Here is a 21,946-nt window from a genome sequence, read left to right as displayed (position 1 = left end):
AGGTAGTGTTTCGTTATCCCAGTAACCGTTATGGATGCTGCCGCGGTCGCTGCGTTTGATGGCCAAGCTTTGGATCATGTACTCATTTTCGACACCACCCTGCGAGACGGGGAGCAGTGCCCCGGCGCCACCCTCAACACCGAAGAAAAGCTGGCCATTGCCCGGCAGTTGGCCCGGCTGGGCGTCGATATCATCGAAGCGGGATTTGCCTATGCCAGCCCCGGTGACTTTGAGGCCGTGCAGAAGGTGGCCGAGCAGGTGGGAACCCCCGATGGCCCTGTGATTTGCAGCCTGGCCCGCGCCCTCAAGCCGGACATTGAGGCAGCCGCTGCAGCCCTAAAGCCCGCTGCCAAGCCCCGCATCCACACCTTCATCTCCACCTCCGACATTCACCTGAAGTATCAGTTGCGCAAAACCCGCGCTGAGGTGCTGCAAATTGCCGAAGAGATGGTGGCCTACGCCAAGTCCTTCGTGGAGGATGTGGAGTTTTCCATGATGGACGCCACCCGCTCTGACCCAGAGTTCCTATACCAGGTCATCGAGGCGGCCATTCGGGCGGGGGCCAAAACCATCAACATCCCCGATACCGTCGGCTACGTCATGCCGGAGGAGTTTGGCCAACTGATCAAGGGCATCCGCGAAAATGTGCCCAACATTAAGCAAGCGATCCTTTCCGTGCATGGCCACGACGATCTGGGGGTTTCGGTGGCCAACTTCTTGGAAGCGATTAAGCAGGGCGCCCGTCAGGTGGAAGTGACGGTCAACGGCATTGGTGAGCGGGCCGGCAACACAGCCCTGGAAGAGTTGGTGATGGCCCTGCACGTGCGGCGCAGCTACTTCAACCCCTACTTCGGCCTGCCGGTGGACTCCGAGAAGCCCCTCACCCACATCAAAACTCAGGAGATCTATCGCACCTCGCGCCTCGTCTCCAACCTCACTGGCATGTTGGTGCAGCCCAACAAGGCTATCGTCGGCTCCAACGCCTTTGCCCACGAATCTGGCATCCACCAGGACGGCATGTTGAAGAACCGCCAGACCTATGAGATCATGGATGCCCAGACCATCGGCCTGCAATCGAGCACCTTGGTGTTGGGCAAGCACTCGGGCCGCAACGCCTTTCGCACCCGCCTCAAAGAACTGGGGTTCGAGCTGTCGGAGCAGGATCTGAACAAGGCCTTCTTGCGCTTCAAAGAGCTGGCTGACAAGAAAAAAGAAATCTCCGACCTGGATCTGGAAGCGATTGTTAACGACGAAACTCGCCCGGTGCCCGAACTCTACCGCCTGGAGCATGTGCAAGTGGTGTGTGGCAATCGAGAGGCTCCCACTGCCACGGTGCGCCTGGTAACCCCGGAAGGGGAAGAGCGGGTGGACGCTGCCGTGGGCACAGGCCCGGTGGATGCGGTGTACAAGGCCATCAACCGCATTGTCAATATCCCCAACAAGTTAATCGAGTTTTCTGTCCAATCGGTTACTGCCGGCATCGACGCCATTGGGGAAGTCACCATCCGCCTGCGCCACGAAGACCGCATCTTTTCCGGCCATGCCGCCAACACCGACATCATCGTCGCTTCGGCCCAAGCCTACATGAATGCCCTCAACAAGCTCTACTCTGCGCTGCACGCGGCACGCTCGACGGCTGACCAGCGCGAGGCTGCTGCCCAGAAGATCTGAGGGAAGGGTTAGGGAATCTCAGTCGTTTCCAACAAAGCTGGGATCCTTCGCTGCTGACCCTCACCCCCAGCCCCTCTCCTCTTGGGGAAGAAGGGAGCCCACGCTCAACCTAACCCTGTTGCAAATGACCCTATGGGCTGGCCGAAGGGATCCCATCCGCAAACACCCGCCCGATCACTTCCTCGATGGGCGGGTCGGTTACCGTTAGATCCAGCACATCCAGCTCTGCCAAGAGCTTGGCCACCGTTTGGGTGAGCTGCTCCCGCTGCACCCACAGCCGCGCCTCACAGCTGCCCGGATCCCCGTCCGTGCGCACCTCTCCATAGAGCTGCAGTTGGGCAACAGGGCAAGGGCGAGCCAATTTCAACCTCACCTCTCGGTAGGGGGCAAAGCGCTCCAGCAATGCCTCGAGGTCGCCATCGTACATGAGCTGCCCCGCGTTGATGACCAGCACCCGTTGGCACAGCGCAGTAATATCGGCCATGTAATGGCTGGTCAACAGCACCGTTGCTCCATAGCGGCGGTTGTAATCCCGCAGAAATTGCCGCACGCCGGCCTGGGCGTTGACATCCAACCCCAAGGTGGGCTCGTCCAAAAACAAGATCTGCGGGCGGTGCAACAGAGCCGCCAACAGCTCCGCCTTCATCCGCTCCCCCAAGGAAAGCTTGCGCACTGGTTGCTTCAGCTTGCTTTCTAGGTCGAGCAGCTCCGCCAGCTCCCCCACCCGCTCCCGAAACTCCTTCTCAGGGATCTCGTAAACGGCAGCGTTGATGCGCAGAGAGTCCATCGCCGGCAGATCCCAGATGAGCTGCTGCTTCTGCCCCATCACCAGGGTGATCTGCCGCAAAAACGCCGGCTCCCGGCGGTAGGGCACATGACCCACCACTTGCACCGTGCCGCCGGACGGATAGATCAAACCAGTCAACATCTTGAGGGTAGTGGTCTTGCCCGCCCCGTTGGGCCCCAAAAATCCCACCATCTCCCCCGGCTGAACTTGAAAGCTCACGGACTGCACTGCCGGGATGTGGCGATAGGTGCGGCGAAAAAAGTGGCGCAGGGTGCCAACCACTCCGGGATCCTTGACGGCCACCGGGTAAACCTTGCTCAGGTTGTGGGCAGCGATGATTGGCTCCAACCGGGTCGGCACATCAGGCAACATCTACCCCCACCCCTACAAAACGGCCAGATCCGCTACCCCAACCCCAAGAACAGAGCTTCCAGAGCTGGGCATACCGGATCTGCAGAGGGCTATTTCTCAGTATCCGAGGGAAAGCAACGAACGAATAGGGGAACTACAGCAGTCCTACGTCCATCCCAGGCTTACCCGTGGCCAGCTCCACCTTCAGGATGCGGCCACCCGATTTCTGGATGCGCTGCTGTTCCCGAAACCAGTTCTCATAGGGCACCAGCTTGGTGAAGTAGGTATTTTGCAGCTCCCGCTGGGTGCGAATTCGGGTTTGGCTGGGCACACAGGCCGTGATCTTGAACATGCGCATGATATGGGATCCCCGCTCAACAACAAAATGGGCTATCTTGACCAGCAAAACAGGCGACTCACCCCAGAAAGCTCGCGTACTTCAGCTAGCACACCAGATCCCTGTGGCAAATCGCCCGCCGTGCTCGTTGAAGAATGCACCTCCCCTGAGGCAATGACGCCGGGAGTTAGCTCAGGCCAGAGCAGATGTAATCGAAGTACACCCCCATTTCCTTGCCGGCCTCAGCACCCACCAGAGCGGCAGTTACCTCTTTCATGGCTTGGATGGCCTGGATGGTTGCCCCAATGGGCACTCCCAGGGAATTGTAGGTCTCCTTGAGCCCGTTCAGCACCCGCTCGTCCAGAATGGAGGGATCCCCGGCCAGCATGGCGTAGGTGGCGTAGCGCAGGTAGTAGTCCATGTCGCGGATGCAGGCAGCATAGCGACGGGTGGTGTACATGTTGCCGCCAGGACGGGTGAGATCAGAGTACAGCAACGCCTTGGCAGCAGCATCCTTGACGATGGTGGAAGCATTGGCCGCGATGGTGGCAGCCGCCCGCACCCGCAGCTCGCCTGTGGCGAAGAAGGCTTTCAACTTCTCCATGGCCGAGCTGTCCAGATACTTGCCTTGAACATCGTAGCTGTTGATTACAGCAGTAATTGCGTCTTGCATGATGAGCTTCCTAAATCCAAATCGACGAACAGCAAAGGGTTGTGCGGCAAAAACAATGAGGGATTAGCTCATTGCCCCCACCACAAAGTCGAAGTAGTAGCCGGCTTCAGCCGCATCGTCAGGAGAGAGCAGACCCATGGCCACCTGCTTCATTTGACGAATGCTCTCGGCCACCGCCGGAATGGGTGTGCCCAAAGAGTTGTACATCTCGCGAACACCCACCAGGCCGATCTCTTCGATTGGGGTGACATCGCCGGCAATGACACCATAGGTGATCAGGCGCAGGTAGTAGTCCATATCCCGCAGGCAAGTCGCCGTCATCTCTTCCCCGTAGGCATTGCCCCCCGGAGAGACAATGTCAGGGCGCTTCTGGAAGAGCTGGTCGGCAGCTTGTTTGACGATGCGCTCACGAGACTCGGTTAAGACTTGAGCAATGCGCAACCGCTTCTCACCCGAGGCAACAAAGGACTTGATCCGATCCAGTTCCCCCGGGCTGAGGTAGCGGGCCTCCGCGTCCGCGTTCACAATCGATTTCGTAACAACACTCATGGATATCCATCCTCAAGTCGATTTTTTAAAGAGTATGACGAGCATACCCGCAAGTTATTTTCCGATATGCTTGCCGTCTGCCATCTCAGATCTTCACACTTCTTAAAATCTCTCCCAGAAAAGGGACAGTCCCATTCCCGCCCCGACAGGGCAGTTCCCTCCCCAAAGTCCGGCAAGAGAGGGGCTACAATCTCACTTAGACTCACTTAGAATGAAGGCTGAGTCGCCAGGGGATCCCTGCAGGCTTGGTTTAAGACATGCGTTGAGGTTGCGATGACGGATGCCTCTGGGTCAGAACGATTGAAGCGAGCGAAAGGTATTTCTGAGGGTACGCCCTCATCTCTGCCGGATCACCTCATCCGGGCCACGGCGGCAGAAGGCAAAATCCGAGTGGTGGGCTTGGTGGCCACCCAGGCGGTACAGGAGGCAAGGGAGCGGCACAAGCTCTCCTATGTGGCGACAGTGGCCTTGGGGCGGGCCATGAGCGCAGCCCTGTTGCTGGCGGCCAACTTGAAGCGACGCCAGGCGCGGATTAACCTGCAACTGAAAGGGAATGGCCCCTTGGGCAACATCTGGGTGGATGCCGGCTTGGATGGCACGGTACGCGGGTATGTGAGCAACCCCGCCATTGAGCTTCCTCTCACTGCCGAGAGCAAGTTGGATGTGGGCCAAGCCGTTGGGCGCTATGGCTACCTCCATGTGCTGCGGGATCTGGGGTACGGCCAGCCCTACACCAGCGCGGTGGAGCTGGTTTCGGGAGAGGTGGGAGACGATATCACCTACTACCTCTCCTCCTCAGAGCAGATTCCCTCGGCAGTCCTTCTGGGGGTAAACCTTGACTCGCAGCGGGTACGTGCCGCCGGCGGAGTGTTGTTGCAACTGATGCCAGGGGCGCCGGCCAGTCTGATCCCAGAGATGGAAGCCCGTTTGGCCAAAGTGGAAGAATTTAGCCCGATGTTGGCTGGTGGCGGCGGCTTGCGGGAGCTGTTGCAAATCTGCCTGGGCGACTTGGATCTGAAAATTGCGCCGGAAATGCGCACCATCCGCTTCTACTGCAAGTGCAATTCCGACCGGGTGAAGGGGGCTCTGCGCATGCTGGGGCGGGACGAGTTGCTCGATATGATCCACACCGACAAGGGGGCAGAAGCGGTTTGCCAATTCTGCAACGAGGTCTACCGCATCTCGGAAGACGAGCTGCGCTCGATTGTGGCGGAGATGTCGGCCACCCCCTGATGGCAAAATGATGGCCAACTACGGGATCCTCATTGTTTTCTGACACCTCTCGATGTTGTCTGAGCCCCCGGTTGAGTTGGTTGAATTATCGGTTGTTGTCCCCTGCAAAAATGAGGCGGACAACCTGGAATACCTGTTCGAACGCCTGCAACTTACCTTGGAGCCGCTGGGGATCCCCTACGAGATTATCTGCGTCAACGATGGCAGCCAAGACAACACGCTGGAAAAGCTCATTGCCTTCCATCGTCGGGATCCCCGTATCAAAGTGGTGAACCTTTCCCGTTGCTATGGCAAGGAGATCGCCCTTACTGCCGGCCTCGATCACGCCTCTGGTCGAGCTGTTGTTCCCATCGATGCCGACTTGCAAGATCCGCCGGAGCTGATCCCGGAGATGCTGCAGCAGTGGCGGCAGGGCTATCAGGTGGTTTATGCGGTGCGCCGCAGCCGCCGCGGGGAGAGCTGGCTAAAACGCTTTACAGCCAACGGCTTCTATTGGTTGATTGATCAACTCAGCCAGGTGCGGATCCCGCGCAATACGGGGGATTTTCGACTGCTGGATCGGCAGGTGGTGGAGGCAGTTAAACAGCTGCGAGAGCGCACCCGCTTTATGAAAGGGATCTTTGCCTGGGTGGGCTACCGGCAAACGGCCATTTTTTACGATCGCGCCCCCCGCTTTCGCGGCAAAACCCAGTGGAACTACTGGCGGCTGTGGAACCTAGCCATAGAAGGCATCACCTCTTTTAGCTCTTGGCCGTTGCGGGTGTGGAGCTACATAGGGTTGGCGATCTCGGTTCCAGCCTTTTTGTATGGCCTTTTTCTCATCATCCGCACCTTGCTCTTTGGCTCCGATGTACCTGGCTATGCCTCTTTAGCGGTGATGATCTTGTTTTTGGGCGGGATCCAGCTGATCAGCTTGGGCGTGATTGGCGAGTATTTAGGCCGCGTTTTTGAAGAAGTGAAAGGCCGCCCCCTCTACCTGGTCGATGGAACCTTTGGGTTTGAGACCCCACGACCTTCCCCTGCCCTAGATTCAGTACCTACGCAAAAGCTAGGATGAAAAGTCATCTTTCAGAGTTTTGGATCCCGAGGCAACATAACTTTGGTACTCGCGTATAAAGATATCTTTCATCTCTTCTGGAGATAGCTGGATCCCTTGGATTTTGGCGCGGGCGATGGCCTTCATCAGCTCGATATAGGCCAGGCCCAGAGAGAGAGTGAGGGTGGCTGCCGTAGTGGATTGGATAGCGCTGCCTACAATCCCCGGGCCGGGAATCATCTTCAGCAAGTTGGACACAATCGTTCGCCCGATTGCTGTTGTAATTGTAGTGCCTGCCAAAGCGGCTATCAAAGAGTAGTAAAAAGAAGGGGAAGCCTCGAAGCCAAAAATAAAGCTGATATTGGCAATCATGCCTGCTTGGGCTGTAACCAACAGAGGGGCATCTGCAAAGGGAAGGGGCACTGCCCCGATAAACGCTGCACTGGCCACATAGCCTGATACGTACTTAAAGGCAGCCTCGGCTTTGAGATCCACCCGCAGCAATTGCTGGCGGATAAAAGCAAGGCGAGCCACTTCCGGCAAAAGCTCTAGCGTGCAGCCAATTAGGTGCTCCAGCCCGTGGGCAGGAATGGTAATTTGCCGGTTAATCGCCTTGTTGCGGGCCAAAACGGGAACAATGTAGCGGACAGGCAAATTTTGATGCTGCAAATACCGGAAAAACTCGCTCTCTTCAGGATTGGGATATTCCAAGCATTGGGTTAAGACCAAGATGACGGGAACGTCTTTGAGTTCCAACTCCTTTAGCCATTTGCGTTCAACTTCCTCCAACCGCTTCAGTTCGTGGTGGAGGCAGTACCAAACAACATGGATGTGATGTTCAGGATCCTTAAAGCGCAGCTCCTCGATAAGCTGGGAAACCTCCAGGCGAACTTGCTGATTCTGTTCACCGTCTAGTTCCATGCCAGGTGTATCGTAGATGGTGATTGGGCAACCTGGCTTGGAATACTGACGAATGTGGCGGGTGACGGGGCTGCCAACACCGGTACGGGCCAGCTCATCTCTAAACACTGCATTGACCAAGGTGCTCTTGCCCACCCCGCTTTTGCCAATGACCAGGATGTTGCAGTGGCCCAACTCTGTCTGCGCCTCTAGGAGGTCCTTCTGTAGTATCTGAGACACCGAATTCCAGAAAGACTTAAAGGCTTCTGGCTTCTCGAGAGATTCAGAAGCTTCTGGGATGCCTCGGGCACGGTCAACAATTTGGCGGGTTAGGTCAGTCAGTTTCTCTAAGAAGGATGGGCTTTTCTGAGACATGCTTCTTGCTTCTTCCCCTAAGGCCGATAGCCCCACAAAGGTAGTTCAGGGCGGATCCTACTGCCAAGTTTCTTCCGATACCGGAGACTGACCTAGCCAAGAGCCAATCTGTCTGCGCCCTGATCCCACTCCAAAGGGATCCGCAACAACGGGTTTATTGAGAGTTATTCACAAGAGCCATTTTCTGCACTATGCTAGACTCGGAGGCAAATACCCAGGGATCCCAGGCCCGCTATGGCGGGCGCTCCAGGATTCACAGCTCCTTTTAACTTGTGCTGGAGAGTTTTATGTCCGAAACTTCAACCCTGCGCCAGTCTTTCAACAGCGTGCGCGACAATCCTGTCTTGCTTGGCACTGAGATAACCCAGCCGGTTTGCGAGGGGATGAACGCCCTGCTGGCCAGCTTCCAGGGGCTGTATTTGCAGTACCAAAAGCATCACTTCGTGGTGGAGGGCACCGAGTTTTATCCGCTGCACCAGCTTTTCAAAGATCATTACGAGCAGGTGAGGGAGCATGTCCACGACTTGGGAGAGCGCCTGGAAGGTCTGGGAGGTGTGCCGGTAGCCACCTTCAGCGGCTTGGCCCAGCTCTGCTGTTTTACCCCTGAGCCGGATGGAGCTTTTGGGGCGCGGCAAATGTTAATGAACGACCTGGCGGCAGAGCAGGCCATCATCGATCTGCTGCGGCGACAGGCAGCCCAGGCGGAGAGCCTTGGGGATCGGGCCACTCGCTACCTCTACGAGCAAATCCTGTTGAAAACAGAGGATCGCGCTTTCCATCTCCATCACTTCCTGGCCAACGACAGCCTGGTGTTCGGCTTGATGAACGGCAGAGCCTAGCCAGAAGGTCCACAGGTGGGCTTGAGCCTGCCTAGCTTCCGGCCTCTGGCTTTTTTTTGAAAGGCTATTGAGAATTTGTTTCATCTCTTCACTATTCTTTACTCTGAGGTGCTGATCCCGGCCATGAACCCCGTCTTTCTGGACTCTGAGCGCGGCTATCTCTTGAACATTCCTCTGGGCGAGCGCTGGCGCATCGGTCGGCGGTTAGTGGAATTGGGGATCCCGGCAGTTTGTACGGGAGATGGCCGTCTGCGGGTGGAGGCGAGTACTCCGTTGGCTGTTCTACAGGTGCGCAGCGTGATCCGTCAGCACACAGCGCGACGACAGGAGCTATTGGATGGCCTAGAGGCTTGTTGGCAGCTCAACACGGAGGCTGGGGGTCAAGATGAGCAAGTTTCCTAAGCAAGGGATCCCGTTTGAGTCGGAGGGCCAGTTTTTGGGATTTCTTCCCGATAAAGACGGCAAGCTCAAGTACCTGCGTTGGCAAGCCGGAGCGGACGTTTTTTCCGGCAAGATCCCCAAGCCCCTGCGTTCTGCCCTCTACCGCACCCTCAAACCTGGAGACACCGTGCAGATCTGTGGGGAGCGAGAGGTGGATCCGCACAAAGGGCGAGAGAAGTGGGTGCTTTACCGGGTGGTTCCCCTCGGAGAGAGGGCGGGGGGTTTGTCTTCGGCTTCTGGGGCTGAGGCAGCTTCCGAACCGGTTGCTCCAAACATCACAGATATCAAAGGAGATATCAAAGGTACAGACATCAAAGGTAAGGTGCTGGTCTGCCAGAAATCCGACTGTTATCGGCGTGGGGCCGGAGCGGTGATGCAAGCCCTGAACGCCCACTTGGCCGCCTACTCTGGTTCGATTTGCGTGCAGGGGGTGGGCTGCATGAAAGATTGCAAACGGGGCCCCCATGTGGTGTTTATGCCCGACAAAGCCCGTTATAGCGGCGTTTCCCCCCAAGGGATCCCGGATCTGTTGGAGCGGCATTTTCCGCTTTCCTCGCCGCAACCCCAAGAGGTTGAAGCAGCAGCTTCTTCCTAACGCCCATGGGATCCCCACCGGCGAACAGCTCTGTGAGGTAGGCACAAAATCAAAGGGTGCAGCAGGAGTTTTCCGGCAAACCTAGGCGGAGCGAGATCCGGATTGCCGGGTGGTACAAAGGATCCCTCCTGTGTGATGCTACAGACAGAGGCAGGCTAGGGGAGGGAACAAACCTTGCGGGTGGGGATCATCGGCACCGGCTACGCAGCTCGCTCACGGGCCGAGGCCTTGCGCAAAGATGGGCAAGTGCAGATTGTCGCTGTTGCCGGTCGAGCTCCCGACCGGAGCGATGCTTTTGCCGCCGAGTTGGGGGCCGTCGCCTATTCGGACTGGTCTTCTCTGTTGGGCGAGCAGCGGCTGGATCTGGTTTTTGTCAGTACCATCAATCGGGATCATGCCGCCATTGCCCGTGCTGCTCTGGAGGCAGGGATCCACACCGTCGTGGAATATCCCCTCGCCCTCAGCGCTGCCGAAGCGCGTTCCTTGGTGCAATTGGCAGCCGAGCGGCAAGTGCTGCTGCACGTCGAACACATCGAGCTAATTAGCGGCGTTCACCGGTTGCTGAAACGAGAGCTGGAAGGGCTGGGCAAGCTGTTTGCCGTTCGCTACATCACTCTCACCGCCACCCACCCCGCCCCCGATCGCTGGACCTATCGGCCTGAGTTGTTTGGCTTCCCCCTCATGGGGGCCGTTTCTCGCATCCACCGCTTGGTGGACTTGTTGGGCAGGGTAGAACGGGTGAGCTGCCAACTGCGCTACGACGGGCCGGATCTGCCCCACCGCTACAGCAGTTGCTACTGCACAGCCCAGCTGAGTTTTGCCAGTGGGTTGCTGGCGGTGTTGACCTATGGCAAGGGGGATTCCCTGTGGTGCTCGCAGCGGCTACTGGAGTTCCACGGTCAACGGGGGGGCCTATTGATCAACGGCGAAGAGGCAACGTTGCTGCGGCCCGGCAGCGCCCACCCTCTAGAGACGGGATCCCGCCACAGCCTGTTCGAGCAAGACACCCGCATGGTGCTGGATCACCTGCGCCACGGCAGACCCCTCTATATCCATACTGAAAACATGCTCCACGCCCTGGCGGTGGCCGAGGCAGCCGAGCGATCTGCCCAAACCCAGCAGGTGGTTTGCGTTCAGGATTGGCCCTAAGGGAAGTCCCTCTCCCCTTGAGAGAGGGGAGCTACGCAATGGGGAGTTTCACTGGGATGTTATGGTCATTTCAGGTTAAGGTGAGACGCCTGGGCTGCTGATCGCGCCAGCGGGACGGAGTCCTTGATAAAGCCCTATAGCCTGCTGCACTCAGAGTTTTAGGTGTGGGTGCAGTGCCCTAGTTTAATTGAAATGACCATACTGGCAATACAGGGATCCCTGAAAATAGACAGGATGGCGGGGAGGGCTAGTCATGATTGAGGCGGGGGCAAGCGTCTTGAGGCGGATGTTGGGCGTCTACGGCAGCTCTAAGATGGGCGTTCTGCTGCTGTTGGGGTTTTCTTCGGGTTTGCCGCTGCTGCTGATCAACACCACCTTGAATGCTTGGCTGACCCAAGCGGGCTTGACCACCATTGCCATCGGCTTGTTTAACCTGCTCAATTTGCCCTACTCCTTTAAGTTCTTGTGGTCGCCTGTTCTGGATCGATTTCTGTTGCCGGCACCGGGATCCCTGCGGGGCAGTCGGCGGCGGGGGTGGATGGCCCTGACCCAAGTGCTGTTGCTGCTCAGCATAGGGCTACTGGGTTTTCAGGATCCGACCCAAACCTGGCTGGAAGCTCTGGGATGGGAAGAGCTGGCCCAGACTTGGCCGGGAATCACGGTTTTCACCCGCCCGATCTTTCTGGTGGGGTTGCTGGTGGCTTTTTTGAGCGCCTCTCAGGACATCGCGGTGGATGCCTACCGTACCGATATCTTGGCGGAGCGGGAGATGGGGGCAGGGGTAGCGATTTTTGTATTCGGCTACCGCATCGCGCTGTTGGTCAGCAGTGGCGTGAGCTTGATCTTGGCGGACTATTTGCCCTGGTGGCAGGTGTACGGGATCATGGCGCTGCTGATGTTGATCGGGTTGATTACCTCGTTTTTGGCCCCTGAGCCGGAAAACAGCGCCCTCAAGCCTACCTCTTTGCGGGCGGCTATCCTCGAGCCATTTCAATCTTTCTGGCGGCATCGCCTGGCCTGGGCAATCCTGCTGTTTGTGGTCTGCTTCAAGTTGCCGGACAGCTTGGCAGGGCAAATGACCCCCACATTTTTGTTGCAGACGGGGTTTAGCACCAGCGATCTGGGCATTATCCGCAGTTGGATAGGCTTGTTGGCCACCTTGGCTGGGGCTTTTGTGGGGGGGGAGTGGGTCAGCCGCATCGGCACCTACCGCTGCCTGTTCATTTTCGCAGCCTTGCAAGGGATCGGCAATTTGGGCCTGGGAGCGATTGGGTTGGTGGGGCAAAACTATCCGCTGCTGCTGGGGGCAACCGTTTTCGACAACATGGCTGGGGGCATGGGCACGGCTGCTTTTCTGGCTTTTTTGATGAGCCTTTGCGATCGGCAATTTAGTGCCACCCAGTATGCTTTGCTCACCAGTGTATTTGCCGTGGGGGGAACCTTGGCCGGGGCCGTGTCGGGCTATTTGGCGGCTGCAGTCAATTGGCCTTTGTTTTATTTGATTACAGCGATGACAGCTGCTCCGGCGATGGTGATCCTACTGTGGCTTGGCCCCCCTTCATCGACTGCAGCCCTGGCCACGGCTGCAAAAGGGGAAGCCTCTGAACCGTAGCTGCCCCTCCAGCCGTCTGTGTCTACCGTTGGCCTTTCCACCCCATGGTGGCGAATGAGCAGCCCGTTATCTCTGCCCTGCTTTCTTCGCTGCTGACGGTAGCCTTGCCTTGAACGCAACGGGGATGGTTGCCTACAGCGCAGCCCCGATTTTGGCCGCCAGATCCACCAGCCGCGCGGCATAGCCGTACTCGTTGTCGTACCAGGAGAGCACCTTCACTGTGCGATCCCCTAAGGTCAGGGTGGATCCCAAATCCACAATGGAAGAGTGGGGATCCCCGACGATATCCGCCGAGACGATCTCCGGTGGAGCAATGGCCAGGATGCCGCGCAGCGGGCCTTCTGCAGCCTCGACAAAGGCTTGGTTGACGGCTTCTTTGGTGATGGGCTGCTCGGTACGCACCACAAAGTCCACAATCGAGCCGGTCAAGGTGGGCACCCGCAGCGCCAGGCCATCCATCTTCCCTCTCAGGGCGGGCAAAACCTCGGCCACTGCCGTGGCGGCCCCGGTGGTGGAAGGCACGATCGACACTGCTGCTGAGCGGCCCCGCCGATAATCTTTGGGATCCGGGCGATCCACAATTGCCTGAGTGGCGGTATAGGCATGGCAAGTGGTGAGAAAGCCGGTCTCGATGCCGAAGCGATCCAACAAAACCTTGGCCAGCGGCGCCAAGCAGTTGGTGGTGCAGGAAGCATTGGAGATGATGTGATGCCGCTCTGGGTCGTATTGGTCATCGTTGACCCCCATCACCACCGTCAAGTCGGGGCCTTTGGCAGGAGCAGAGATGATCACCTTTTTGGCCCCGGCCTCCAGGTGTTTGGCGGCCCCGTCTCGTTTGGTGAACAAGCCGGTCGATTCCACCACCAGGTCAACCCCCAGATCTTTCCAGGGCAGTTGTGCCGGATCCCGCTCTGCCAAAACCCGGACTTTAAGGTGGCTGCCGATTTGCAGATGTCCGTTCACCGCGCTCACGGTTTGGGGCAGGCGCCCATAGGCCGAGTCGAACTGGAGCAGGTAGGCCAAGTTGTCGGGTTCGGTCAGGTCATTGACTGCCACCACCTCCAGCTCCCGAGCTGGCTGAGACAGCAGCACCCGCAGGAAGGCCCGCCCAATGCGACCAAATCCGTTAATGGCTACCCGTGTGGTCATCGCAATCCTCCGGTATCAGTTTATACGATGGATCAGGGGACGCGGCATGGGAGACGCTGCCCCCCTAGGGATAGGGTAAAAGAAGAACGGGATCCCCATCGCTTTTGCACCCAAGATCTCCAGATTTGCCACTGGGACTCACCCAAGAAGTTGCCGGCAGAAGGGAAAAGTAGGAATGAAGGTATTGCTGACCAACGATGACGGCATCGAGGCTGCCGGGCTGGCCAACCTCAAGTTGGCCCTCAACTCTCTCATCCCGGAAGAACACTGTTGGATTGTGGCCCCCCACCAACCGATTTCCGGCTGCAGCCACCAGGTGACGACGGGGCGACCTTTTCGGGCCTTGGCCCGCGGCGAGCGCACCTTTGCCGTCGAGGGATCCCCTGCCGACTGTGTGCGGGTGGCCCTATTCAAGCTGGCCCCAGCGGTGGATTGGGTGCTTTCCGGTATCAACGAGGGGGGAAATCTTGGATCGGATGTGTACCTGTCGGGAACGGTGGCGGCGGTACGGGAAGCAGCGATGCGCGGGATCCCGGGAATTGCCATTTCCCAATACCGAGCAGGGGGCCAACCCATCGACTGGGAGCAAGCCCAGCGGTGGACGCGGGAAATCTTGGCGGAGCTGATGGAACAACCCCTGCCCAGGGGGGCGTTTTGGAATGTGAACCTGCCTCACTTGCCCGCCGGATCCCCTCTGCCGGAGCGGGTTTATTGTCCCCTCTGCACCCAACCCCTGCCGCTCGATTATGCAGTGGAAGCCGAGGGAAATGGGGCAGAGTCGCTGTGGTTTCGCTATCGGGGCCGCTATGCGGAGCGCGCTCGGGATCCCCAAACCGATACCGACATCTGCTTCTCCGGTCGGGTGGCCATCACCCAAGTGCAACTGGCCAAGGACTCCGTCCCGCTAACGCGACCAGGCGTTTCCGCTGGGGGGGGTAGAAGCCAGGTTGCGGGCAATGGTTCTCAGCCGTTGCAGCCGTAGCGCCGTCAGGATATCGGTGGGATCCAGCTTCAGAACCTGTTCTATGGCATCTGCCAGGTGTTGAGCGGCCTCCTGTCGGGTGTAGCCGCGAAACTGAGCACGGCGCAGGGCAAATTCATCGGCGTCGAAATGGGCGCTCTCCCGGTTCAGGTTTTGCCAGATCTGCCGGACGGAGAGAGCCGTAATGCCACCTGCCAACAGAGCGGAAAAAGGGTGCTGCAAAGAGAGCTCCGCCACGGTGGTGATGCCCCCGAACAAGGCCAGCGACTGGTAAAACCCCGGCTGCAGCCAGTTGCGATTGCCCAGCCAGCCCACCTCCCGCAGAAACAACAGATCCCGCTGTGGCTGAGGGATCCCTTGCCAACGGCGAAAATCGATGGCGATGGTGCCCTGGGGCTGCCAAGGGGCTTTGCGGCGGGAGATGAGCAGGGCTTCACCCCCGAAGTGGGGAACGACGCTGATCAAGGGTCGGAAGGAAGCGGGGAGCAGATCCCGCAACCGTTCGGTTTCTTCTTTTTCAAAGGATTTGAAATCTGGGCGGCTGTTCATGGCCTCACCTGTTAGGGGCATTGAGGCGGGGAGCCCGCCTGAACACGGGCGCTGTTCCGGCCCCCGACACCACAGCCCTGTGTAGAACCAATGCGAGGTTAGTCTATCGCATCTCCAGGCTGGCCGTGGAACTCTGGCCGTGGAACTCTATAGGTGGAACCCTGTAGGTTTCAAAGATCCCAATCCTAGGTTGCGTAGACTGGGAAGGCGAGCCTACCCGTCTTACCTACTCGTCTTAAATCCGAGACCATGACCTTCCCAGCTCAGCCAGAACCCCAAGTGCTCCGTACTGCTGACGGGAATGAGCAGAGTATCAACAGCCCCCTTTACACCTACGCCTTCTTCCCGCAGCCAGCTCCAGAACTTTTGCCCTTCATCCGGCAAACCGAGGGGATCCATCGGTCGGTGCAGGTGTTCTCCCCGGCAGGCAGCCGAATTGCCGCTGCTGTGGAGCCGATGCCGGATCCGGAGTCGCTGCAAGTCTCGGATGAGGTGTTGGTGCGTTCTGCCCTGCGCCACGACCAGGTGATCTGCCGGCTGTTCGCCCAGATGCCGGTGCTGCCCCTGCGCTTTGGCACCTGCTTTCTCTCAGCAGAAAGGCTGGGATCCCACCTGCTGTCCCGGCAAGCGGAATACGAACAAGCCCTGGCAGCCATTGGGGGGCGGGCCGAGTATTGTCTCAAAGGAAGGGTTCGACCTCAGCCCCAACCGGAGCCACAGTCCTCCCTGAGCGGAACAGCCTATCTGTTGGCCCGCAAGCAAGCTTATCTCCAGCAACGACAAGCCCAAGAGCAGCAAGAGCAGGAGCAGCAAGCCCTACAGCAGCTTTGGCCTTCCACCTGGCCTGTGCAAAGGGGGGATCCCCAGCCAGGAGAAGCCTTGCGGCTTTACTTTTTGCTCACCCCTGCCGAGTGGGAAGCCGCCGCTCAGCTCACCCAAACCTGGCTGGATCAGCACCCCCATTGGCAACTGGATTGGAGCGCCCCTTTGCCCCCTTATCACTTTGTCCGTGCCCTGCGGGATCCCCTGGCCGACAGGTGATAGATCCCAACTTTGGAGTGGCCGACACCGTTCAAAGTGCTCCGCACGAGGATCGCGGTCGCGTTAGCAGAGCGTAGATCTAAGCTTGATAATGGTGAGGGGAGTCCGTCCGCTTCCCCTTCCCGTCAGCGGGGCAGAGCCCTCACAGGGCATGAGCAGGCAAGAGGAACAGTTGTGGTCTATCGAGTTGGGCTATTGGGGCTGGGCACGGTTGGCACGGGTGTTGTGCAAATTCTGCAGCAACCCCGGCATCCTCTCTTGCAGTCGGTTGAGATTGCGGCGGTGGGGGTGCGCTCTTTGGACAAGCCACGGCAAGTGCGGATCCCGCCTGAGCGCCTGACCACCAATCTGGAGCAAATCGTGTCGGATCCGGAAATCGACGTGGTCATCGAGCTGATGGGGGGCTTGGAGCCGGCCCGCACCTTGATCTTAAAAGCCCTTGACCACGGCAAACCGGTGATCACAGCCAACAAAGCGGTGATCGCCCGCCACGGGGAGGAGATCTTTCAGGCGGCAGCCCAAGCCAAAGTCTCGGTGCTCTTGGAAGCGGCAGTTGGGGGCGGGATCCCCATTCTGCAGCCCTTGCAACAGTCCCTGCAGGCCAGCCACATCCAGGCGGTCTGGGGCATTGTGAACGGCACCACCAACTTCATCCTCAGCCAGATGACCCAGGCGGCCAGCTCATTTGAGGAAGCCCTGGCCCTGGCCCAGGCCCACGGCTACGCCGAAGCGGATCCCAGCGCCGATGTGGAAGGTTGGGATGCCGCCGACAAGATCGCCATTTTGGCCAGCCTTGCTTTCGGGGTGTCTGTGAAGCGGGAAGCCATCCCCTGCGAAGGGATCCGCGGCATCAGCCCCACCGACATTCGCTATGCCCGCGAGTGGGGCTACACCTTCAAGCTCTTGGCCATCGCCCAGTTGCGTCAGCATTGCGGAGCAGCAAGGGCCCATCCTGTTCGCGCTAGCGGGGCGGAGCCCTTGGATGACGGGGAAGGGGCGGTCGCGACAGCGTTGCGGAGCAACACGATGGCCTTGGACATCCGAGTTCACCCCACCCTTCTGCCCTCTACCCACCCCTTGGCCAACATCAACGGCGTGGACAATGCCGTTTTGGTGCAGGGGGATCCCTTGGGTCAGGTGGTGCTGTCGGGGCCGGGGGCGGGGCGGGGGCCGACTGCCAGCGCCGTTGTCGGCGATCTGCTGACCCTGATTGCCCACCGGCAAACGGGGGCTCATACCCCCAATCCGCTGTGGGGATTCCCCTGCTTTCCTGCTGCCGCCTCTTTGATCCCTCTCTCGGAATTGGAGTCGGAGTTTTACGTGCGGGTATTGGCCCAGGATCAGCCGGGGGTGATGGGGGCGATTGGCACCTGCTTTGGCCGCCACCGGGTTAGCCTGGAGAGCATTACCCAAAAGGAATGTCACCAAGAGCAGGCGGAGATCGTCATCCTCACCCACACCGTCCGCGAGGCCGATTGCCGACAGGCGCTGGCCGAGATCCAACAACTGCCCCAGGTGGCCGGGATCCCCAGCCTATTTCGGGTGCTGCGCTAGCTGCTATAGATCCAAAATGCTCCGCACCGCTGACGCGAACGCGCTGGTGGGACGGGGAGCGGCTCAGAGCATAATTGTTTGACTCTTGAGGATTGAAAACCCCGTTGGAACCCAAAAGATGAACTCTTCTGTTGAGCACTTTAGCGGGACGCAGCCCTCGCAGGCCGAGGTGGTGGTGGTCGGGGCGGGCATCAGCGGCCTAACGTTAGCCTTGCGACTGCAACAGGGCCTATCCTCCAGGGATGACTCCACCCAGCCGGTGCTCCTGGCCGAGGCCAGCTCCCGCGTGGGGGGCTGTATCTCCACCCAATCCGGAGGCGGCTATCGCTGGGAAGAGGGCCCCAACAGCTTCACTCCCACCCTCCCTTTGCTCAACCTGATCGCCGAGGTGGGCTTGGCCGGTCGAGACAGCGGGACGGAGTCCTCTCAACTGGTGCTGGCCGATGCCCAGTTGCCCCGCTACATCTACTGGGAAAAAGAGCTGCTGCCGGTGCCCCTGAGCCCTTCTGCGGCAATTGGCTCGCGGCTGTTGAGCGTGGGCGGCAAGTTGCGGGCCTTACGTGGGTTGTTGGGGTTTGTCGCGCCACCGCCGGGCAAAGAGGAAACGGTGCGGCAATTCTTCCGGCGGCAACTGGGATCCGAGGTGGTAGAGCGGCTGGTCGAACCTTTCACCTCAGGGGTGTATGCCGGGGATCCGGATCAGCTCAGCGCCTTGGCAGCCTTCCCCCGCATTGCCGGCTTGGAAGAACGCTACGGCAGCCTCTTTGCCGGTGCTGTGCAGGCTTTGCGCAGCCGTTATCGCTACGCGACGCTCCCGCGAACCCGTCACCAGGACAGCGGCAACTCCCCTATCCAACCTCCTCCCAAGCGGGGCCAACTGGGTAACCTGCGGCAGGGGTTGCAGCAGCTACCTGAGGCGATTGCCCAGAAACTGGGCAGTGCGCTGCGGCTGGGCTGGCGGGCTGTGCATCTCAAGCGGGATGAGACGGGCTACCGGGTGGGCTTCGTCATACACGACAGCGGTGCAGAGCACACGGCCCCAGAAGAAATCCACTGGGTGGCGGCTCAACAGGTGGTGCTCACCCTCCCTGCCTACGCTGCTGCCACCCTCCTGCAGGATCTCAACCCCCAGGCCAGCCGGCTGCTGAGGGAAATCCCCTACCCGCCTGTGGCGGTGGTGGCTTTGGCCTATCCAGAAGAAGCCCTCCCCCAACCGCTGCGAGGGTTTGGCCATCTGATCCCTCGCTCTCAGGGCCTGCGCACCCTGGGCACCATCTGGGCCTCCTCCCTCTTCCCAGAGCGGGCTCCTCAGGGCTATCACTGCCTGATCAGCTTCATCGGGGGAGCTACCGATGCGGCTTTTGCCCGCCAGAAAGGGATCCCGCCCATTACGGCGCTCTCCCCTGACGAGCGGGCCCAAATTGTGCATGCAGAACTCAGCCAGATCCTGCTCACCCGCCCTGTCGAACCCATCCGCCTGGGAGAGCGCCTGTGGCCCCAGGCTATCCCGCAATATACGCTTGGCCACCGGCAGCGGATTGCCCAATTGCAGGCCAGCCTGGCCGACCAAACCCCAGGGGTGTGGGTGTGTGCCAACTACCTGGATGGCGTGGCCTTGGGAGATTGTGTGCGGCGGGCCGAGGCCCTAGCCCAGCAGATCCTGTCTGTCCGGCGTTAGCGGTGCAGGGCACTTTATCGCTACGCGACGCTTTCGCGAACACGATGGTGGTGCGGAGCACTTTCACGACAGTGGTGCGGAGCACTATGAGCCACCCCTACACCAGCCTCCTGCTCATCCCCACCGGCATTGGTGCCCGCATCGGTGGTTTTGCCGGGGATGCCCTGCCTGTTGCCCGCACTCTGGCAGCAGCCGCAGAGCGGGTCATCACCCATCCCAACGTGTTAAACGGAGCCAGTTTGTTTTGGCCGATGGGGAATGTGTTGTATGTGGAAGGGTACGGCCTGGATCAGTTCTGTGCGGGAGTGTGGAATTTGCGGCCAGTGCGCCAAAACTGTGTTGGGGTGGTGCTGGATGCCGGGATCCCCCCCGATCTGCAACAACGCCACCTGCAGGTGATGCAGGCTGCTCAGGCCACCTTGGGGCTCAACATTGGCCCCTGGCGCTTGACCCGCCAACCCTTGGGCGTTTCCGTCGGCTTCTCCCCCTCAGGAGCCAGCCAGGGATCCCTAGCCCGGCCCGATGCTCTCTTGGAGACTGCCCAGGAGCTGGTTCGCCTGGGGGCAGAGGCCATTGCCGTGGTGGCCCGCTTTCCGGATGACTTGGACTTCAGCCAGTACGAGCAGGGAAGGGGGGTGGATCCCCTGGCCGGCGTCGAAGCCCTGATCAGCCACCTGGTGGTGCGGGAGTTGCGGATCCCTTGTGCCCATGCCCCCGCTTTCTACCCTGAGACTTTCCCCAAGCCGGTTCACCCCCGCGCTGCTGCTGAAGAGGTGGGGTTTACCTTCTTGCCTTCGGTTTTGGTGGGCCTCAGCTACGCTCCCCAGTTCGTCAAGAGCGGGGATCCCGCCCAACCGGGCGACCTGACAGCAGAGCAGGTGGACAGCGTCATTGCCCCGGCCACTGCCTTTGGGGGGCCTGGCTTGCTGCACCTGGCCAGCCGTTATTGCGGCGCAACGCTGTCGCGACCCCACCACAATGCTCCGCCGCTGACGCGAACGGACGGAGTCCTTGCCCGTCCTCCGCTTTTCATTGCCGTCGAGGAAAACACCACCGTGATGCAGGTGCATCCCCGCCAGTTGGGGATCCCTCATGTATCGGTAACCTCCTATCTAGAGGCGATTGGAGTGGTGGTGGCCCACCGAGCAGGAGTGGCCTGGTCGTCGCTACGGCTCTCCCCCTCCCCCCCGGAAAAGCTGGGATCCCACACTTGCGCCGTTATTGCTACGCGACGCTGTTGCGTTCGTGACAGCGGTGCAGAGCACAATAGTGGGACAGAGTCCTTTCGCGATAGCGGGACGGAGTCCCAGTAGGCTACCGGTCGCGTTAGCGGGACGGAGTCCATGAGCAGAGGGGAGCCGGCAGGGGATCCGCTGGGTTTAGGCCGGCAAACCACTCCGACAGGGCGGCCGGCAAGCAGAGGCCGGGGTTTCCCTCGATGTGCAGCCGCTCCAGTCGGGGCAGTTCTGCCAAAAAGGTCGGCAGTTCTCCCGTGAATTGGTTACGTGCCAGGCGCAGATCCCGCAACTGATTCAGCTGAGCCAGCTCGGGGGGCAGGGATCCGCTGAGGCGATTGTCCGACAGGTAGAGGTTTTCCAGGTGGCGCAGTTGCCCCAGTTGGGGGGGAATAGGCCCAGAGAGCTGATTGCGATCCAAAAACAGGCCCTTGAGGGAGCTCATCTGGCCCAGTTGGCCGGGAAGGGTGCCGCTGAGGCGGTTGTTTTGCAGGATGAGGTTTTCCAGATGGTGCAGTTGCCCCAGTTGGGGGGGAATAGGCCCAGAGAGCTGGTTGTGATCCAAAAACAGGCCGCGCAGGTTGCGCAGCTGCCCCAGCTCGGCTGGAATGGAGCCGGAGAATTCGTTGTAGTCGAGAAACAGGTTTTCCAACTGGCTGAGTTGCCCCAGCTCGGGCGGCAGGGGGCCGGAAAGTTGGTTGTGGCTGAGGGACAAGGCTCGCAACCGGCGAAATTGGCCTATTTCGGGCGGCAGGGATCCGCTCAACCCCTGACGATCCAGCACCAGTTGGACAAGGCACTGATCCGAATCAAAAAGGGCCACCTCCTCTACCTTCACCTCCGGGCGGCCCAGAGCTGCCAAGATCTGCCGCAGCAAGAGGGGATCCCGACAAAGGGGAGCAGACCAGGCCCCCATCCCCCAGCTCAGCCAAACCCAGATCGCCAACAGGCCCACCGCCCACCTCTCGTGCCGAGCCATTCCCCTCTGCTGCTTCATCCCTGCTCTCCAAAGGATCTTTGCCAAGGTAGCATCCTACTCCGTCCCGCCTCCGCCGGGGTTGTTGCCATGGGCAGGGGAACCGCGACGTAGAAGAGCATGACTCTAGTCAATGATACGCTGGACTATACTGAAAATAATGTACAGTATGTTCAGTATGGCTGCTTGGTATGGCTAGGTATGTAAAACCGAGAGAAGCGGCGGATTATTTTG

General features: G+C 59.6%; 21 protein-coding genes. 13 read left to right on the top strand and 8 right to left on the bottom strand.

Annotated features, from left to right (window positions below; translation table 11 throughout):
* Nucleotides 1-30 precede the first annotated feature (30 nt).
* Nucleotides 31-1,671, top strand: coding sequence for a 2-isopropylmalate synthase (locus tag NW843_RS02265; protein WP_414343208.1), 1,641 nt, complete (start codon nt 31-33; stop codon nt 1,669-1,671).
* A 130-nt stretch (nt 1,672-1,801) separates the two neighbouring features.
* Here NW843_RS02265 and NW843_RS02260 read toward each other — a convergent pair whose 3' ends face one another.
* From NW843_RS02260 to NW843_RS02245, 4 genes are all read right to left on the bottom strand, one after another.
* The gene (locus tag NW843_RS02260; protein WP_011433056.1) at nt 1,802-2,830 is read right to left on the bottom strand and encodes an ATP-binding cassette domain-containing protein; all 1,029 of its coding nucleotides are present in this window, start codon (nt 2,828-2,830) and stop codon (nt 1,802-1,804) included.
* Between the two features lie 133 nt (nt 2,831-2,963).
* Nucleotides 2,964-3,167 (bottom strand): phycobilisome linker polypeptide, encoded by a 204-nt coding sequence (locus tag NW843_RS02255; RefSeq protein WP_011433055.1) that lies wholly within the window; start codon nt 3,165-3,167, stop codon nt 2,964-2,966.
* 166 nt (nt 3,168-3,333) lie between these two features.
* Nucleotides 3,334-3,819, bottom strand: a complete 486-nt coding sequence (apcB, locus tag NW843_RS02250; protein ID WP_011433054.1) for an allophycocyanin subunit beta — start codon at nt 3,817-3,819, stop codon at nt 3,334-3,336.
* Between the two features lie 63 nt (nt 3,820-3,882).
* On the bottom strand, nt 3,883-4,368 hold the full coding sequence (locus tag NW843_RS02245) for an allophycocyanin (protein ID WP_414331342.1): 486 nt from the start codon (nt 4,366-4,368) through the stop codon (nt 3,883-3,885).
* 342 nt (nt 4,369-4,710) lie between these two features.
* Here NW843_RS02245 and hslO point away from each other — a divergent pair, with 342 nt between their 5' ends.
* Together hslO and NW843_RS02235 are read left to right on the top strand one after the other, a co-directional pair.
* Nucleotides 4,711-5,601, top strand: a complete 891-nt coding sequence (hslO, locus tag NW843_RS02240) for an Hsp33 family molecular chaperone HslO (protein ID WP_414328989.1) — start codon at nt 4,711-4,713, stop codon at nt 5,599-5,601.
* A gap of 76 nt (nt 5,602-5,677) precedes the next feature.
* Entirely contained in the window at nt 5,678-6,658 is a 981-nt protein-coding gene (locus tag NW843_RS02235; protein ID WP_414521993.1) for a glycosyltransferase family 2 protein, read from the top strand.
* On the opposite strand, the gene NW843_RS02230 is transcribed toward NW843_RS02235, so the two are convergent.
* Nucleotides 6,650-7,777 carry a YcjF family protein gene (locus tag NW843_RS02230; protein ID WP_414343203.1) on the bottom strand — a complete coding sequence of 376 codons (1,128 nt, stop codon included), beginning with the start codon at nt 7,775-7,777 and terminating at the stop codon, nt 6,650-6,652. The two genes, NW843_RS02235 and NW843_RS02230, sit on opposite strands and share 9 nt — an antisense overlap.
* Nucleotides 7,778-8,199: 422 nt before the next feature.
* Between NW843_RS02230 and NW843_RS02225 the strand changes: the two genes are divergently transcribed.
* The 5 genes from NW843_RS02225 (at nt 8,200) to NW843_RS02205 (ending at nt 12,548) form a co-directional block, all read left to right on the top strand.
* Nucleotides 8,200-8,751 carry a Dps family protein gene (locus tag NW843_RS02225; protein WP_414521992.1) on the top strand — a complete coding sequence of 184 codons (552 nt, stop codon included), beginning with the start codon at nt 8,200-8,202 and terminating at the stop codon, nt 8,749-8,751.
* Between the two features lie 123 nt (nt 8,752-8,874).
* On the top strand, nt 8,875-9,153 hold the full coding sequence (locus NW843_RS02220) for an Asr1405/Asl0597 family protein (RefSeq protein WP_414521991.1): 279 nt from the start codon (nt 8,875-8,877) through the stop codon (nt 9,151-9,153).
* The gene (locus NW843_RS02215; RefSeq protein ID WP_414521990.1) at nt 9,137-9,787 is read left to right on the top strand and encodes a (2Fe-2S) ferredoxin domain-containing protein; all 651 of its coding nucleotides are present in this window, start codon (nt 9,137-9,139) and stop codon (nt 9,785-9,787) included. The genes NW843_RS02220 and NW843_RS02215 overlap by 17 nt, the downstream gene beginning before the upstream one ends.
* Nucleotides 9,788-9,967: 180 nt before the next feature.
* Entirely contained in the window at nt 9,968-10,936 is a 969-nt protein-coding gene (locus NW843_RS02210; protein WP_414521996.1) for a Gfo/Idh/MocA family protein, read from the top strand.
* A 313-nt stretch (nt 10,937-11,249) separates the two neighbouring features.
* Nucleotides 11,250-12,548 carry an AmpG family muropeptide MFS transporter gene (locus NW843_RS02205; protein WP_414521989.1) on the top strand — a complete coding sequence of 433 codons (1,299 nt, stop codon included), beginning with the start codon at nt 11,250-11,252 and terminating at the stop codon, nt 12,546-12,548.
* Between the two features lie 132 nt (nt 12,549-12,680).
* Here the strand turns inward: NW843_RS02205 and gap are convergent, their stop codons facing one another.
* Complete coding sequence (gene gap / locus NW843_RS02200) at nt 12,681-13,697, bottom strand: type I glyceraldehyde-3-phosphate dehydrogenase (RefSeq protein WP_414521988.1); 1,017 nt, start codon at nt 13,695-13,697, stop codon at nt 12,681-12,683.
* 175 nt (nt 13,698-13,872) lie between these two features.
* Here gap and surE point away from each other — a divergent pair, with 175 nt between their 5' ends.
* Entirely contained in the window at nt 13,873-14,679 is an 807-nt protein-coding gene (gene surE / locus NW843_RS02195; protein WP_414521987.1) for a 5'/3'-nucleotidase SurE, read from the top strand.
* Here surE and NW843_RS02190 read toward each other — a convergent pair.
* Complete coding sequence (locus NW843_RS02190; protein ID WP_414349678.1) at nt 14,602-15,228, bottom strand: DUF3318 domain-containing protein; 627 nt, start codon at nt 15,226-15,228, stop codon at nt 14,602-14,604. The two genes, surE and NW843_RS02190, sit on opposite strands and share 78 nt — an antisense overlap.
* Nucleotides 15,229-15,477: 249 nt before the next feature.
* Here NW843_RS02190 and NW843_RS02185 point away from each other — a divergent pair, with 249 nt between their 5' ends.
* The 4 genes from NW843_RS02185 (at nt 15,478) to NW843_RS02170 (ending at nt 20,814) form a co-directional block, all read left to right on the top strand.
* Nucleotides 15,478-16,269, top strand: coding sequence for a GvpL/GvpF family gas vesicle protein (locus NW843_RS02185; protein WP_414521986.1), 792 nt, complete (start codon nt 15,478-15,480; stop codon nt 16,267-16,269).
* A 174-nt stretch (nt 16,270-16,443) separates the two neighbouring features.
* Nucleotides 16,444-17,823 carry a homoserine dehydrogenase gene (locus NW843_RS02180; protein ID WP_414374915.1) on the top strand — a complete coding sequence of 460 codons (1,380 nt, stop codon included), beginning with the start codon at nt 16,444-16,446 and terminating at the stop codon, nt 17,821-17,823.
* 118 nt (nt 17,824-17,941) lie between these two features.
* Nucleotides 17,942-19,501 (top strand): protoporphyrinogen oxidase, encoded by a 1,560-nt coding sequence (hemG, locus tag NW843_RS02175; protein WP_414521985.1) that lies wholly within the window; start codon nt 17,942-17,944, stop codon nt 19,499-19,501.
* Between the two features lie 86 nt (nt 19,502-19,587).
* Nucleotides 19,588-20,814, top strand: a complete 1,227-nt coding sequence (locus NW843_RS02170; protein ID WP_414521984.1) for a DUF3326 domain-containing protein — start codon at nt 19,588-19,590, stop codon at nt 20,812-20,814.
* Between the two features lie 13 nt (nt 20,815-20,827).
* Here the strand turns inward: NW843_RS02170 and NW843_RS02165 are convergent, their stop codons facing one another.
* Entirely contained in the window at nt 20,828-21,715 is an 888-nt protein-coding gene (locus NW843_RS02165; protein WP_414521983.1) for a hypothetical protein, read from the bottom strand.
* Nucleotides 21,716-21,946: the final 231 nt, after the last annotated feature.

The sequence above is a fragment of the Synechococcus sp. R5-12 genome (assembly GCF_047502655.1).
Lineage (GTDB): Bacteria > Cyanobacteriota > Cyanobacteriia > Thermostichales > Thermostichaceae > Thermostichus.
Note: the sequence above shows the minus strand (reverse complement) of the source record. Positions and strands in the feature narration are given on the sequence as shown.